A 13579-nucleotide genomic window follows, 5' to 3' on the forward strand; every position below is an offset into this window, starting at 1 on the left:
CGACTCATGCGATATGTACTTTGGTGAAAAAATGGATCAAAATTTCACGAAAGTCGGATGAAACACGCCCAACCCAGCAAGACAATGACTTTGGGCGCAGACCTGAGAGCGTTGCGCAAAGCACGTGGTTTGAAGCTGGCTGACTTGTCAGAAACACTGGGCCGCTCGGTCGGGTGGCTTAGTCAGGTGGAGCGTGACCTATCCGAGCCATCCATCACCGACCTGCGCCATATGGCGAAAGCATTGAACGTATCGGTGTCAAGCTTGTTTCGCCAAGCTGCATCAGCCGCTGAAGAGCAGGGGTTCATCGTCAGGGCTGCGTCCCGCCGCCCTATCGGCTCGCATGAAGCTGGTCTTACCGAAGAGCTTCTTTCCCCCGATTTGACCGATGATTTCGAGGTGGTCCACTCCACCTTCGAGCCGTCCAGCGAAATCGCCGACCCTGTCACCCGCCCTACGCAAGAAGTGGGCTATGTCGTTTCCGGCAGGCTGGACCTGTGGATCGCGGGGCAGACGTTTACCTTGAATGCCGGCGACAGTTTTCGCATTCGCGGCGAACCGTTCCGCTGGATGAACCCCTACCCGAAACCCGCTGTGGTGATCTGGGTCATCGCCCCGCCGGTGTATTGAGATGTCTTGGGAGGGATGGATCATATTCGCGCTGTTCTGGGTGGTTTTCGTGACCACACCCGGCCCGAACGCGGTGAACTGCATCCAGAACGGCATGACCCACGGGTTCCGGCGGGCCTTATGGGGCGTGCTGGGCATCCTGACGCAAGCGACCCTGTTCCTGCTGCTTTCGGCGGCTGGCGTCACGGCGCTACTGGCCCAAGCGCCGGAGGCGTTCTTCTGGGGCAAGCTCATCGGCGCCGCGTTTCTGGTGTTTCTTGGGGTGCGCGGCTGGCTCAACGCCGCCAAGCCGGTCAAGCCGCGCCACGTCAGTGCGCACTCGATCTACGGGCGGGCGTTCCTGATCGCGACGATCAACATCAAGTCGGTCGCGGGCTACTTCGCCGCCTTCACCCAGTTCGTGCAGCCCGACATTCCGGTCTGGTCGCAGATGTGGGTCATCATGCCCACTGCGCTGGTCATCACGACGCTCAGCTACACGGGCTTCACTGCTATCGGCGCGGGCCTTGGCCGGGCGGCGATCGGCGCGGTTCTGAACGTCTGGGTGCGCCGCGTCATGGCGCTGTGTTTCATCGTCTACGGCGTGCTGCTTGGCAGCGCGTCCACACCGGGGAGGGCGTGATGCTGAGGGGAAGTTGTAACTGCGGATCTGTGCGTTTCGAGGCCGACGGGGCGGCCCGCGATCCTGCCGCGTGCCACTGTTCTCAATGCCGCAAGCAATCGGGGCATTATTGGGCTGCGGTGCAGATCGACGATGACCAACTGCGCATCGAAGGAGAGGTGAAATGGTATCAATCCAGCCCTTCTGCCCGACGCGGATTCTGCCCGACCTGCGGCGCGTTCCTGTTCTGGAAATCCGACGCCGATACCGACACGGGCGTGTCCCTGGGCGCGATGGACGGCCCGACGGGACTGACCCTGAACCGGCACATATTCACCTCCGACAAGGGTGACTACTACGAGATCACGGATAACGTCCGGCAAGAGGAGCAAGAAGATGAGTGATTTCCCAACAACAGCCCGCGTGGTCATCATCGGCGGCGGTGTGGTCGGCACATCGACCCTATACCACCTTGCCAAGGAAGGTTGGACCGATTGCGTGTTGCTGGAAAAGAACGAGCTGACGGCCGGGTCAACATGGCACGCGGCGGGCAACTGCCCGTCGTTCAGCACGTCTTGGGCAATCATGAACATGCAGCGCTACTCGCTGTCGCTCTACAAGGGGCTGGCGGACGAGGTCGATTATCCGATGAATTACCACGTAACAGGGTCTGTTCGGCTGGGTCACACGCGCGAGCGGATGCAGGAATTCGAGCGCGCGCGGGGCATGGGGCGCTATCAGGGTCTCGATCTCGAAATGATGGACCTGAACGACATCAAGGACCGCTATCCGTTCATTGAAACCCACGATCTGGCAGGCGGCCTTTGGGACCCTGATGACGGCGATATCGACCCTGCGCAGCTGACACAGGCGCTTGCGAAGGGCGCACGCCAAATGGGCGCGCGGATCGAGCGGTTTTGCCCCGCGACGGGTGTATCGAAGGACGGGGACGAATGGATCGTCCACACCGACAAGGGCGACATCCGCTGCGAGAAGGTGGTGAACACGGCGGGTTACTATGCGCAGCGCGTGGGGGAGTGGTTCAAGCCCTATGGCGGGCGCACCGTGCCGATGGTGACCATGTCCCACCAGTACTTCCTGACCGACGAGATCCCCGAAATCGCCGCCTGGACCGCCGAGAACGGCCGCAAGGTGCCGCTGCTGCGCGACGTCGACAGTTCCTACTACTTGCGTCAGGACAAGAACGGCCTGAATCTTGGCCCTTACGAGCGCAATTGTAAGGCGCATTGGGTCACGCCGGAAGACCCTATGCCGGAGGATTTCAGCTTCCAGCTTTACCCCGACGATCTGGAGCGTCTGGAATGGTATATCGAGGACGCGATGGCGCGGGTGCCGCTGCTTGGCTCGCAAGGCGTTAACCGTGTTATCAATGGCCCGATCCCCTATGCCCCAGATGGATTGCCTCTCGTTGGTCCCATGCCGGGCGTCAAGAACGCTTATGAAGCCTGTGTGTTCACCTTCGGCATTACCCAAGGCGGTGGGGCCGGCAAAGTTGCTGCGGAGTGGATCATCCATGGCGAAACCGAATGGGATATGTGGGCAGTCGACCCGCGCCGCTACACCGATTACACCGATCAGGACTATTGCCACGCCAAGGCGGTGGAAACCTATGGCCACGAATACGCCATGCACTTTCCGCACCACACCTGGCCCGCGGGACGCGACAAGAAACTGTCGACAGTAGACCCTAAACTGCGGGAATTGGGCGCTGTGATGGGGGCCTATAACGGTTGGGAGCGCGCAAACTGGTTTGCAAAACCGGGCGACGATACCTCCGAGGAGAGCACCCAAACATGGGACCGCAACGGCTCGTGGGTAGCTCGCGTGAAAGAGGAGGTCGAAGCGGTCCGCGACGGTGTCGGGGTTCTGGATCTGCCAGGGTTTTCGCGGTTCAACCTGTCGGGCGAGGGTGCTGCGGAACACCTGCGCGGCAAGATCGCCGGGGCTTTGCCTAAGATCGGCCGAATGAACCTCGCCTATTTTCCTGACAGTCGCGGTCGTATTCTTACCGAGATGTCGATCCTGCGGCACGACGAGGATTTCTTTACCTTGATCACCGCGGCAAGCGCCCAGTGGCACGACCGCGACTTGCTGGCGCTTGACCTGCCGGATGGCTTGACCTTGACTGACCACAGCACCGAGTACTCGACCCTGATCGTGACCGGCCCCAAATCGCGGGAGTTGTTCGAGGCGCTGGGCACCGAGGCCGACTTGTCTGCCCCGTGGTTGACCATTCAAGCGGCCAAGGTCGCGGGGCAGGACTGCGCCTTGGCGCGGGTCTCGTTTGCGGGGGAACTTGGGTGGGAAATCCACGCCGACAACGCCACCATGCCAACGCTTTACGACGCAGTGCTTGGCGCGGGTGCAAAACCTTTCGGGATGTTCGCGCTGAATTCCATGCGCATGGAAAAAGGCTATCGCGCGTGGAAGGGCGATTTGTCCACCGATTACACGTTGCTGGAAGGCGGGTTGGACCGCTTCATCCGCTTTGACAAACCGCAGGACTTCCCCGGCAAGGCGGCGTTACTGTCGGAGAAGCAGAAAGGCTCTAAAAAGGCGTTTGTGACACTGATAGTGGACGCAGGTGACGCCGACGCGCCCTACATGTCGACGATCTGGCACGGCGACGAAGTGGTGGGGGAAACCACGTCGGGCGATTGGGGCTACCGGATCAACAAATCCATCGCATTAGGCATGATCAGAGCCGATCTGGCGCGGCCCGGCACGGAGTTGGAGGTCGAAATCTTCGGTGAGCGGCGGCCCGCCAGGGTGCAGGAGGATCAGCCTCTTTGGGATCCTGAAAACAAGCGCATCCGCGCGTGAGAGGATAGCTGAAATGACCCTTCCCACACATGCTCGCGTCGTTATCATCGGTGGCGGCGTTATTGGTTGCTCCGTCGCGTATCACCTCGCCAAGCTGGGCTGGAAAGATGTGGTGCTTTTGGAGCGCAAGCAACTGACGTCCGGCACCACATGGCACGCGGCTGGCCTTATCGCGCAGCTGCGCGCGACCAAGAACATGACGAAACTGGCGAAATACAGTCAGGAGCTTTACGGCGATCTGGAGGCCGAGACGGGCGTTGCGACCGGCTTCAAGCGTTGTGGGTCGATCACGGTTGCCCTGACCGACGAGCGACTGGAGGAGATTAACCGCCAAGCCGCTATGGCGCGGTCTTTCGGCGTCGAGGCAGAGCCTATTTCGCCGCAAGAGGTGAAGCAGCGCTACGAACATCTGAATATCGACGGTGTAACTGGCGGGGTCTACCTGCCGCTGGACGGGCAGGGCGATCCGGCCAACATCGCGCACGCACTAGCCAAGGGTGCGCGTCAGAATGGCGCTTTGGTGAAAGAGGGGTATCTGGTCACAGACATCCACAAGGGAGGCCGTCGGGTTACGGGTGTGACTTGGGAAGGCAAGGATGGCCAAACAGGCTCTATTCAGGCAGAACATGTCGTTAATTGCGGCGGGATGTGGGGCCATCAGATCGGCAGAATGGCGGGCGTCAACGTGCCGCTTCATTCCTGCGAGCACTTCTACATCGTCACCGAAGCCATCCCCGGCCTGACGCAGATGCCGGTTCTGCGTGTTCCCGACGAATGCGCCTACTACAAGGAAGACGCAGGCAAGATGCTGCTGGGTGCGTTCGAGCCGGTGTCGAAGCCGTGGACGCTCGATATTCCCAAGGATTTCGAGTTCGACCAGTTGCCCGAGGATTTCGACCACTTCGAGCCTATTCTGGAGGCCGCCGTGGAGCGGCTACCGATGCTGGCGGAGGCGGGAATTCACACGTTCTTCAACGGTCCCGAGTCGTTCACGCCTGATGACGCCTACCACCTTGGCCTTGCGCCGGAGTTGGACAACTTCTGGGTCGCTGCCGGGTTCAACTCGATCGGGATTCAGTCCGCGGGCGGCGCAGGCTCAGCGTTGGCGCAGTGGATGGACGAGGGACAAAAGCCGTTCGATCTGGGCGATGTCGACATAAGCCGGATGCAGCCGTTCCAAGGCAACAAAACCTATCTGTTCGAGCGGTCCAAGGAAACGCTTGGCCTGCTCTATGCCGACCACTTTCCCTATCTTCAAAAGAAAACGGCGCGGGGTGTCCGCCGAACGCCGTTTCATGCGCACCTACTGGAACGCGGTGCGGTGATGGGGGAGCTAGCTGGATGGGAACGCGCGAACTGGTTTGCGGACGATGGGCAGGATCGCGAATACAAATATTCGTGGAAGCGGCAGAACTTCTTCGCCAACGTCGCTCGCGAGCACCACGCCGTGCGCAGCAACGTTGGCATGTACGATATGTCCACTTTCGGCAAGATTAGGGTCGAAGGAAGTGATGCCGAGGCATTCATGAACTATGTCGGCGGCGGTGACTACTCCGTCCCCGTGGGCAAGATCGTTTACACGCAATTTCTAAACGCCCGCGCGGGTATCGAGGCCGATGTCACCGTTACTCGCCTGTCTGAAACAGCCTATCTGGTCGTCACCCCCGCTGCGACACGGCTGGCAGACGAGACGTGGATGCGCCGGAATGCCGGGAATTTCAACATTGTGATCACAGATGTCACAGCCGCCGAAGGTGTGCTGGCCGTGATGGGGCCAAATGCGCGAAAGCTGCTCGAAAAGGTGTCACCTGCCGATTTCTCAAACGCCGCAAACCCCTTCGGCACCGCGCAAGAGATCGAGATCGGCATGGGCCTCGCGCGGGTCCATCGCGTCACTTATGTTGGTGAGCTGGGCTGGGAGGTCTATGTCAGCGCTGATCAAGCCGGACATGTGTTCGAAACGCTGCACGAGGCGGGCCGCGATATGGACCTGAAGCTGTGTGGCATGCACATGATGGACAGCTGTCGCATGGAGAAGGGCTTCCGCCATTTCAGTCACGATATTACCTCCGAGGACCACGTTTTGGAGGCCGGGCTGGGGTTCGCAGTCAAAAAGGACAAGCCGAATTTCATCGGGCGCGAAGCTGTACTGGACAAGGCAGAAAAGGGTCTCAATATGCGACTTTTGCAGTTCAAGCTCACCGATGCCGAACCACTGCTTTATCATGCAGAGCCGGTTCTGCGCGACGGAGAGATCGTCAGTTACCTGACCTCCGGCTCTTACGGTCACCATCTAGGCGCGGCAATGGGCATGGGCTACATCCCCTGTCACGGTGAGGCGCTGGCGGATGTTCTCGCCTCAAGCTACGAGATCGATGTCGCAGGCACCCGCGTCAAAGCGGAAGTGTCGTCAAAACCGTTCTATGATCCAAAATCCGAGCGCGTGAAAGTCTAACTCTTGCAACTTATGGGCCATGGTGATGAATGAAGCCATGGCCCGTTTCAATGATATCCCCGCAAAGTCCGAAGACAGCCTGTCCGGGTTGAGCTTCGCTGTGTCCGCGTATTTTCTATGGGGGTTCCTTCCACTTTACATGAGGATGCTGGCGCATGTTCCCGCGGCGGAAGTCGTGACGCATCGTGTCATTTGGTCCATCCCGATTGCAGGCCTGGTGTTGATCGTATTAGGGCGCACAAAGGACATTAGAGAGGCTCTAACATCGCCTAAAATGCTCGCTATGGGGTGCGTCACAGCTGCGCTTATCTCGGTGAATTGGGGTATCTATGTTTGGGCGATCAACTCCGGTCACGCTTTGGACGCCGCGCTTGGGTATTACATCAACCCGATCTTCTCGGTGTTCCTGGGGTTTGCCTTGCTAAAAGAACGACTGACGCGATTGCAGTGGGGTGCAATCGCGTTGGCGGCAGCAGCGGTTGTCGTTTTGACAATTGACGCGGGACGCCTGCCGCTTGCGGCGCTTGGTCTGACCGTATCTTGGGGGTTCTATGCGTTCTTTAAAAAGTCCCTACCAATCGGTCCAAACCAAGGATTTCTGTTGGAAGTTCTTATTCTATCGATCCCCGCATTGGCCTACTGGGCCTATTTGGGTGGAAGCGGAAACAGCCATTTCACAACCGATATGTGGTTGCTGCTTGGCTGCGGTATCGTGACGTCGGTGCCATTGATGCTGTACGCAAATGGTGCGAAGCGGCTGCGCCTGACAACGATTGCTATCCTTCAATATATCGCACCGACGATGATCTTCCTCGTGGCGGTTTTCGTCTTCGGGGAGCCATTCGGGACAGCGCGAGGGATTGCGTTTCCGATGATCTGGGCCGCCCTGGTATTGTATACGTATTCGATGGTGAGAAACCGTGACAAGTAGCGACTACAATCCTCCAAGTGACCCGTTGAACGTGATCCATGAAGATGCGGAGCTACTGCTGGTCGACAAGCCCTGCGGACTTCTCTCGGTGCCAGGCAAGGGTGAGCACTTGTCGGATTGCCTACTGGCGCGTGTGCAACAAGTGTTTCCGACCGCGCTGCTGGTGCATCGTCTTGATCGCGACACATCCGGCGTCATGGTTTTTGCTTTGACCAAATCGGCGCAGCGTCATTTGGGACTTCAGTTCGAGAGACGCCACACCAAGAAGACCTATGTCGCGATTGTTGCTGGTGAGGTTGAGGGCAAGACAGGAGAAATCCATTTGCCAATGGTTGTCGATTGGCCAAACCGGCCGCTTCAGCATGTGAATTTCGAGCGGGGAAAACAGGCCGTTACACAATGGCGCCGTGGCGCTGTGAAAGATGGCACCACCCGAATGCGATTATATCCGCACACCGGTCGCTCGCATCAACTTAGGGTGCATATGCAGGCGTTGGGCCATCCGATTTTGGGCGACCCGTTCTATTCAGAAAACGCAGGCGAATATCCACGCATGATGCTTCACGCCGAGAGCTTGAAGCTGCGCCATCCGCAAGGCGGAAAGCCGGTCGAGTTCAAAGCCAAGCCCCCGTTTTAGCGGTAAGCCAAGCCTTGGATTGTTAGCTGCCGCGATAGGTTGAATAGCCGAATGGGCTCAGCAGTAACGGGACGTGATAATGTTGCGCTTCAGACATGCCGAAGCGAAGCGGGATCACATTGAGAAATCTGGGCTCCTCTGGTGGCGTTCCAGTGCGGTCTAGATAGTCACCAGCGTGAAATACCAGCTCATAGGTTCCCAACTCAAACTCCTCGGTGGGCAGGATCTGAGCATCGGTCCGCCCGTCATCATTGGTCACAACCGTCTTCAGGTGAACACGCTCTTCGCCTGTAATGCGGTATAGGTCGATTGAAATACCCTCGGCCGGGCAGCCACGGGCGGTGTCTAGGACGTGAGTTGTGAGGTATCCGGACATGAAAAGCTCCTAACATTTTTATCAGTGTCTCAACTGGTGAGGCCGAAAGCAAACCCCGTCAGCGTTAAGGCACTTTCGCGTATTTTTTGAAGACCGACGCGTTGGTCGATTTAGTCGGTGGTCAGGGACATCAAATCAACACCCATCTGGTCTTTCAGGGTCTTTAAGACGATTTCAGACCGGACCTGGGAAACTTGGGGGTGAGGGAGCAAGACCTCATGAATAAACGAGGCAAAGGCCGCCAGATCTTTGACGTGAATGTCCAGAACGTAGTCGGCATCGCCTGACACCGAGAACGCGGCGCGGACTTCGGATTGCCTTTCGATAAAGCGTGCGAAGTCGTCGTCGCGGCTTTGTCCATGACTTCGCAAGTTCACGCGCACCATGGCCCGAAGGCCGAACCCCAGTTTGCCCGTATTTAGTCGCGCCGCGTAGCCCTCAATAAGCCCCACCTCTTCCAGTGAAGCCCGCCGCCGCGAGCATTGTGAGGCTGACAGATTGACGATTTGCGCTAACGCCGAATTGGTCAAAGACCCGTCACGTTGCAATGCGTCAAGAATGGCTCGATCAAAGGTATCCATGCGTGTTTCGTGCGCCTTTTGAGAAATCGTGAATGAAGATGTGCATATCAGATCGATTTCAACGCGTCTTTGCAACCTCTTTGCAAGGCGGTTGTCGCATAGTCTGGGAAACACCTAGAATTGAGAGATATTAGCATGGGCCCTTTCCCACATGACGCTCCCAAAGCGCAAATCAGCGATGAAAATCCTGCCGGTACAGACGGGTTCGAGTTCGTCGAATTTGCACATCCAGAGCCTGCAGCGCTGGATGTGATCTTCAGACAGATGGGTTTCACCCCTGTGGCAAAGCACAAATCGAAGAACATCACGCTCTATCGGCAGGGTGATGTGACCTATTTGCTGAACGCGGAGCTAGACAGTCAGGCGGCGCAATTTGTCACTGAACACGGCCCGTGCGCCCCTGCAATGGCGTGGCGCGTCGTGGATGCTCAGGTGGCGTTAAAGCGCGCTGTCGATCTGGGGGCTACGGAATATACCGGTGATGGGAAGTCGTTGGATGTGCCTGCCGTGATCGGCATTGGCGGCTCGCTGCTCTATTTCGTTGATACCTACGGGGACAAAGGGTCGTGTTATTCAGGCGAGTACGATTGGCTCGGCAAAGAAGACCCAAAACCGAAAGGCTTTGGTTTTTACTACCTCGATCACCTCACCCACAACGTGATCCGCGGGAACATGGACACTTGGTACAAATTCTACGCCGAGACCTTCAATTTCAAAGAGATCAGGTTCTTCGACATCAAAGGCAAGCAAACGGGTCTCGTGTCGCGGGCTTTAACGTCGCCGGATGGGAAAATTCGGATACCTATAAACGAATCCTCCGATGATAAGTCGCAAATTGCGGAGTATCTGGAGCAGTATAAGGGTGAAGGCATTCAGCACATTGCTGTCGCTTCAGAAGACATCTATGCGTCGACGGACAAAGTTGCCGATGCCGGAATGGAGTTCATGCCGGGGCCCCCAGCAATCTACTATGAAATGTCGAGCAAGCGTGTCAAAGACCATGGAGAGCCGCTCGAACTCATGGCGAAACGCGGCATTTTGATTGATGGCGAGGGCGTCGTCGGTGGTGGCCAGACGCGCATCCTGTTGCAGATATTTTCGAAGACAGTGATAGGGCCGATCTTCTTCGAGTTCATCCAGCGCAAAGGGGATGACGGGTTCGGGGAGGGCAACTTCCGCGCCCTGTTCGAGTCGATCGAAGAAGATCAAATCCAGCGCGGCGTGCTGCAAGAAAACCCAACTTAAGCTTTCAGATGGCTTGGACGGATTTCTCGTCGGCTCCTGACTACGGGACGCCTGTCTGCCCAGTTGCAGACGTATCGGGCGCAATGACCTTGACCGTCACCACGGCGAAAGGGGAGTTCCCCATCCTGTTGGTGAAAGTCGGGTCGGACGTGAAGGGATATGTAAATGCGTGTCCGCATCAATATTTACCGCTGGACTATCGTGGAAGCCAACTGCTGTCGTCGGATGGCGCAAAACTGATGTGTACGGCGCACGGTGCCAGCTTTATGGCAGAAACCGGCGATGTCATTGAGGGTGCAGAGTGCGGTCTTGATGCGGTTCCGCTCGAAATCCGCGACGGCATGATCGTGGTTGGAGGCTGTTGCGCCACCGAGTAACGCAACAGCCAAATGCTTAGTCGTTCCAGCCGGAAACAGCTTTCACCTCAAGGAACTCCTCGATCCCGAACACACCGCCTTCGCGGCCATTGCCGGATTGCTTGTATCCGCCAAACGGGGATCCTTGGGCAAAGCCAGAGCCATTGGTTTCAACCATGCCGGACCGCAGACGACGTGCCACACGGCGGCGTTTCTCGGTGTCCTCGGTCTGGATGTAGTTTGTCAGGCCGTAGGGTGTGTCATTCGCCATTTCGATAACTTCAGCCTCGCTATCAAACGGCATCAAGCAAAGGACAGGACCAAAGATCTCTTCTTTGTAGATCGTCATATCAGGCGTGACGTCGGTAAAGATCGTCGGGCGCGCGTAGTAACCACGGTTCAGCCCGTCCGGACGCCCGGGACCCCCAGCGAGCAGCGTCGCACCCTCTTTGATCCCAACTTCGATCAAGCCCTGCACTTTGTCGAACTGCATCTCGGACACAAGCGGGCCGATATGGCCGCCATCCTCCGATGCGGGCGCAACCTTCGTGGCTTCCGCAGCCTCCTTGGCTTGGACCACGGCCTCGTCAAAACGAGAGCGTTCAACGAACATACGGGTCGGGGCGTTACAGCTTTGACCTGTGTTGCGGAAACAGCGGACGGCACCGTCTGTCACGGCATCTGCGCGGGCGTCAGCAAAGATGATGTTGGCACCCTTACCGCCAAGTTCCAGCGAGACGCGCTTCAATGTGTCGGCGGCTGACTTCGAAATCAGTTTACCCGCACGCGAGGACCCGGTGAAGGACACCATGTCAACATCAGGATGTGCAGACAGTTGCGAACCCACACCAGGCCCATCGCCATTGACCATGTTATATACGCCGGCCGGAAAGCCCGCTTCGTCCATGAATTCGGAGAACAGAATGCCGGACAGTGGTGCAACTTCGGACGGCTTCAGCACCACGGTACAGCCGGCGGCGATCGCAGGCACAACCTTCAGCACAATTTGGTTCATCGGCCAGTTCCACGGCGTGATGAGTGCACAGACGCCGATAGGCTCGCGCAGCGTCATCTCGGTGGCAGTGTAGGGCGTATCGAACTCAAAGGTCTCGAACGCGTTGATGAAGCCTTCAAGGTGCCAAGAACCCGCACCGACTTGCTGCGCACGCGACAACTTCATCGGGGCGCCCATTTCCATGGACATCGCTTGAGCCATTTCCTCGGAGCGTGCTTTGTAGATTTCGAGCAACTTACGGAGCAGGGCAAGCTTCTCCGCCTTTGGCGTGAAGGCCCAGCTCTCAAAAGCAGCGCGCGCGGCGGCTACGGCTGCGTTGGTGTCGGCTTCTCCACCCAGTGAAATCGTAGCGCAGACTTCTTCGTTGGACGGGTTGATGACATCAAAGTCATTCGCCGCGGAGGGTGCGACCCATTGACCGTTAATGTAGAAATTCTTGAGATTGGACATGGGATGCTCCGTTCGGGGGTGTGTATGGCAATTGCCGGTATTATATTGGGAACAGAAACCATAAATGGAAGGGGACCGCCATGGGCCTGCGCATTAACGACACAATTCCAAACATCACGGTAACGACCGACCAAGGCGATATCAGCCTGCACGATTTCGTCGGGGACAACTGGGCCGTTATCTTCTCGCACCCGAAAGACTTCACACCAGTTTGCACAACTGAATTCGGTGCGGTTGCCCAACTTGCGGACGAGTGGGCCAAGCGAGGCACGAAAGTTCTGGGCGTGTCTGTGGATGGGGTTGAAGATCACGTCAAATGGAAGCGCGACATTGAAAAGGTGGCGAAAGCCAAGGCCGAGTTCGCGATTGTGGCCGACGAAGACCTGAAAATGGCGAAAGCCTTCGACATGCTGCCCGCTGAAGCTTATCTGCCAGATGGCCGTACGCCTGCCGACAGTGCCACCGTACGCTCGGTGTTTATCGTGGGGCCGGACAAGCAGTTGAAGCTGTCCATGACCTATCCGATGACAGTCGGCCGTAACTTTGCTGAAATCCTACGCGCGCTGGACGGCCTGCAGATGGCGGCTAAGGGTGTCGCGACACCAGCCAACTGGCAGTTGGGTCAGGACGTGATCGTCCCGACCTCGGTTAACGCCGAAGACGCGGCGGCGAAATTTGGCGAAGTAACAGAGGTGTTGCCGTATCTGCGCACTGTCAAAGCGCCCGCGTAAGCCAATTGTTAATACCAAAAATGCGAAGGCCGACCCCAACGGGTCGGCCTTCTTCGTGTCTAATGTCGGCATTTTTAGTGTAAAACGACTTTCGCGCCCTTGGGCACCTGTTGATACAGATGCGCGATATGGGCGTTTGTAAGCCTCACACACCCGTTGGAAATTGCGGATGCAATCGTCCAGGGTGCAGACGTTCCGTGGATGCGTAGGAAGGTATCTCCCTTGCGCGGAACAAATAGATAGAGCGCGCGTGAGCCAAGCGGGTTGTCGGGTCCGCCGGGCTGGCCATCTTCCCACTTCTTATAAGCCGCAGGATTGCGTTCGATCATATCTTGCGTCGGTGTCCAGGCAGGCCATTCTTTCTTGGCGCCAACGGTGAACGTGCCGGACTCGTACAGGCCTGCGCGGCCGATACCGCATGTGTAGCGGATGGCCTTGCCCTCTGGCAGTGTCCAGTAAAGCGCAAAAGCGCGTGGGTCGACATGCACCTCACCAGCAGGCAGGTCGCCTTGCAGGGTGACAATACGAGGTTTGTATTCTTCCGGCATAACCCACGGCTTGCGTTGCGCCAGCGCGGGTGTGCCGATTGCTGCGGCAGCAATGGATGTGGTGAGAAGTGTGCGACGGTCAATCATTCTATGTCCCTTACTATCCTCCCTAACGTCCGAGAGGTGGCATTACTCGCGCATTGTAGCGGAGAATTGCCGAAAGGGGCAATAACAGCCAC

At 57.7% G+C, this 13579-nt stretch carries 14 protein-coding genes; 10 read left to right on the forward strand and 4 right to left on the reverse strand.

What is annotated here, in order from left to right:
- Positions 1–57: 57 nt before the first annotated feature.
- From BUB72_RS15545 to BUB72_RS15575, 7 genes are read left to right on the forward strand one after another with little or no spacing between them, the layout of a single operon-like run.
- Positions 58–630: a helix-turn-helix domain-containing protein gene (locus BUB72_RS15545; protein WP_073145637.1), complete on the forward strand. Its 573-nt coding sequence runs from the start codon at positions 58–60 to the stop codon at positions 628–630.
- A gap of 1 nt (position 631) precedes the next feature.
- Positions 632–1252 (forward strand): LysE family translocator, encoded by a 621-nt coding sequence (locus tag BUB72_RS15550; protein WP_073145640.1) that lies wholly within the window; start codon positions 632–634, stop codon positions 1250–1252.
- On the forward strand, positions 1252–1635 hold the full coding sequence (locus tag BUB72_RS15555) for a GFA family protein (RefSeq protein WP_073145642.1): 384 nt from the start codon (positions 1252–1254) through the stop codon (positions 1633–1635). Before BUB72_RS15550 ends, BUB72_RS15555 begins: the two co-directional genes overlap by 1 nt.
- Positions 1628–4075: a GcvT family protein gene (locus tag BUB72_RS15560; protein ID WP_073145644.1), complete on the forward strand. Its 2448-nt coding sequence runs from the start codon at positions 1628–1630 to the stop codon at positions 4073–4075. The genes BUB72_RS15555 and BUB72_RS15560 overlap by 8 nt, the downstream gene beginning before the upstream one ends.
- 13 nt (positions 4076–4088) lie before the next feature.
- The gene (locus BUB72_RS15565; protein ID WP_073145646.1) at positions 4089–6530 is read left to right on the forward strand and encodes a GcvT family protein; all 2442 of its coding nucleotides are present in this window, start codon (positions 4089–4091) and stop codon (positions 6528–6530) included.
- A gap of 19 nt (positions 6531–6549) precedes the next feature.
- A complete protein-coding gene (rarD, locus tag BUB72_RS15570; protein WP_425435181.1) occupies positions 6550–7461 on the forward strand; it encodes an EamA family transporter RarD in 912 nt (303 codons plus the stop codon).
- Entirely contained in the window at positions 7451–8098 is a 648-nt protein-coding gene (locus tag BUB72_RS15575) for an RluA family pseudouridine synthase (RefSeq protein WP_073145648.1), read from the forward strand. The genes rarD and BUB72_RS15575 overlap by 11 nt, the downstream gene beginning before the upstream one ends.
- Before the next feature lie 22 nt (positions 8099–8120).
- Here BUB72_RS15575 and uraH read toward each other — a convergent pair whose 3' ends face one another.
- Both uraH and BUB72_RS15585 read right to left on the reverse strand, forming a co-directional pair.
- Complete coding sequence (uraH, locus tag BUB72_RS15580) at positions 8121–8474, reverse strand: hydroxyisourate hydrolase (RefSeq protein ID WP_073145651.1); 354 nt, start codon at positions 8472–8474, stop codon at positions 8121–8123.
- 110 nt (positions 8475–8584) lie between these two features.
- Positions 8585–9055, reverse strand: coding sequence for an Lrp/AsnC family transcriptional regulator (locus tag BUB72_RS15585; protein WP_073145653.1), 471 nt, complete (start codon positions 9053–9055; stop codon positions 8585–8587).
- A 135-nt stretch (positions 9056–9190) separates the two neighbouring features.
- Between BUB72_RS15585 and hppD the strand changes: the two genes are divergently transcribed.
- Both hppD and BUB72_RS15595 read left to right on the forward strand, forming a co-directional pair.
- Entirely contained in the window at positions 9191–10300 is a 1110-nt protein-coding gene (gene hppD, locus BUB72_RS15590; protein WP_073145655.1) for a 4-hydroxyphenylpyruvate dioxygenase, read from the forward strand.
- Between the two features lie 8 nt (positions 10301–10308).
- Positions 10309–10677: a Rieske (2Fe-2S) protein gene (locus tag BUB72_RS15595; RefSeq protein ID WP_073145658.1), complete on the forward strand. Its 369-nt coding sequence runs from the start codon at positions 10309–10311 to the stop codon at positions 10675–10677.
- A 16-nt stretch (positions 10678–10693) separates the two neighbouring features.
- Here the strand turns inward: BUB72_RS15595 and BUB72_RS15600 are convergent, their stop codons facing one another.
- Positions 10694–12121: an aldehyde dehydrogenase family protein gene (locus BUB72_RS15600; RefSeq protein ID WP_073145660.1), complete on the reverse strand. Its 1428-nt coding sequence runs from the start codon at positions 12119–12121 to the stop codon at positions 10694–10696.
- 80 nt (positions 12122–12201) lie between these two features.
- On the opposite strand from BUB72_RS15600, the gene BUB72_RS15605 reads away from it, so the two are divergent.
- Positions 12202–12852: a peroxiredoxin gene (locus BUB72_RS15605; protein ID WP_073145662.1), complete on the forward strand. Its 651-nt coding sequence runs from the start codon at positions 12202–12204 to the stop codon at positions 12850–12852.
- 74 nt (positions 12853–12926) lie between these two features.
- Here the strand turns inward: BUB72_RS15605 and BUB72_RS15610 are convergent, their stop codons facing one another.
- Entirely contained in the window at positions 12927–13487 is a 561-nt protein-coding gene (locus tag BUB72_RS15610; RefSeq protein WP_073145664.1) for a L,D-transpeptidase, read from the reverse strand.
- Positions 13488–13579: the final 92 nt, after the last annotated feature.

The sequence above is a fragment of the Litoreibacter ascidiaceicola genome (assembly GCF_900129235.1).
Lineage (GTDB): Bacteria > Pseudomonadota > Alphaproteobacteria > Rhodobacterales > Rhodobacteraceae > Litoreibacter > Litoreibacter ascidiaceicola.

What these genes read in the sequence shown, in the direction of transcription:
- hppD (WP_073145655.1), top strand. Translation starts at nt 9,191, where the DNA reads ATGGGCCCTTTCCCACATGACGCTCCCAAAGCGCAAATCAGCGATGAA.
- BUB72_RS15595 (WP_073145658.1), top strand. Translation starts at nt 10,309, where the DNA reads ATGGCTTGGACGGATTTCTCGTCGGCTCCTGACTACGGGACGCCTGTC.
- BUB72_RS15555 (WP_073145642.1), top strand. Translation starts at nt 1,252, where the DNA reads ATGCTGAGGGGAAGTTGTAACTGCGGATCTGTGCGTTTCGAGGCCGAC.
- BUB72_RS15560 (WP_073145644.1), top strand. Translation starts at nt 1,628, where the DNA reads ATGAGTGATTTCCCAACAACAGCCCGCGTGGTCATCATCGGCGGCGGT.
- BUB72_RS15545 (WP_073145637.1), top strand. Translation starts at nt 58, where the DNA reads ATGAAACACGCCCAACCCAGCAAGACAATGACTTTGGGCGCAGACCTG.
- BUB72_RS15550 (WP_073145640.1), top strand. Translation starts at nt 632, where the DNA reads ATGTCTTGGGAGGGATGGATCATATTCGCGCTGTTCTGGGTGGTTTTC.
- rarD (WP_425435181.1), top strand. Translation starts at nt 6,550, where the DNA reads ATGGTGATGAATGAAGCCATGGCCCGTTTCAATGATATCCCCGCAAAG.
- uraH (WP_073145651.1), bottom strand. Translation starts at nt 8,474, where the DNA reads ATGTCCGGATACCTCACAACTCACGTCCTAGACACCGCCCGTGGCTGC.
- BUB72_RS15565 (WP_073145646.1), top strand. Translation starts at nt 4,089, where the DNA reads ATGACCCTTCCCACACATGCTCGCGTCGTTATCATCGGTGGCGGCGTT.
- BUB72_RS15600 (WP_073145660.1), bottom strand. Translation starts at nt 12,121, where the DNA reads ATGTCCAATCTCAAGAATTTCTACATTAACGGTCAATGGGTCGCACCC.
- BUB72_RS15585 (WP_073145653.1), bottom strand. Translation starts at nt 9,055, where the DNA reads ATGGATACCTTTGATCGAGCCATTCTTGACGCATTGCAACGTGACGGG.
- BUB72_RS15605 (WP_073145662.1), top strand. Translation starts at nt 12,202, where the DNA reads ATGGGCCTGCGCATTAACGACACAATTCCAAACATCACGGTAACGACC.
- BUB72_RS15610 (WP_073145664.1), bottom strand. Translation starts at nt 13,487, where the DNA reads ATGATTGACCGTCGCACACTTCTCACCACATCCATTGCTGCCGCAGCA.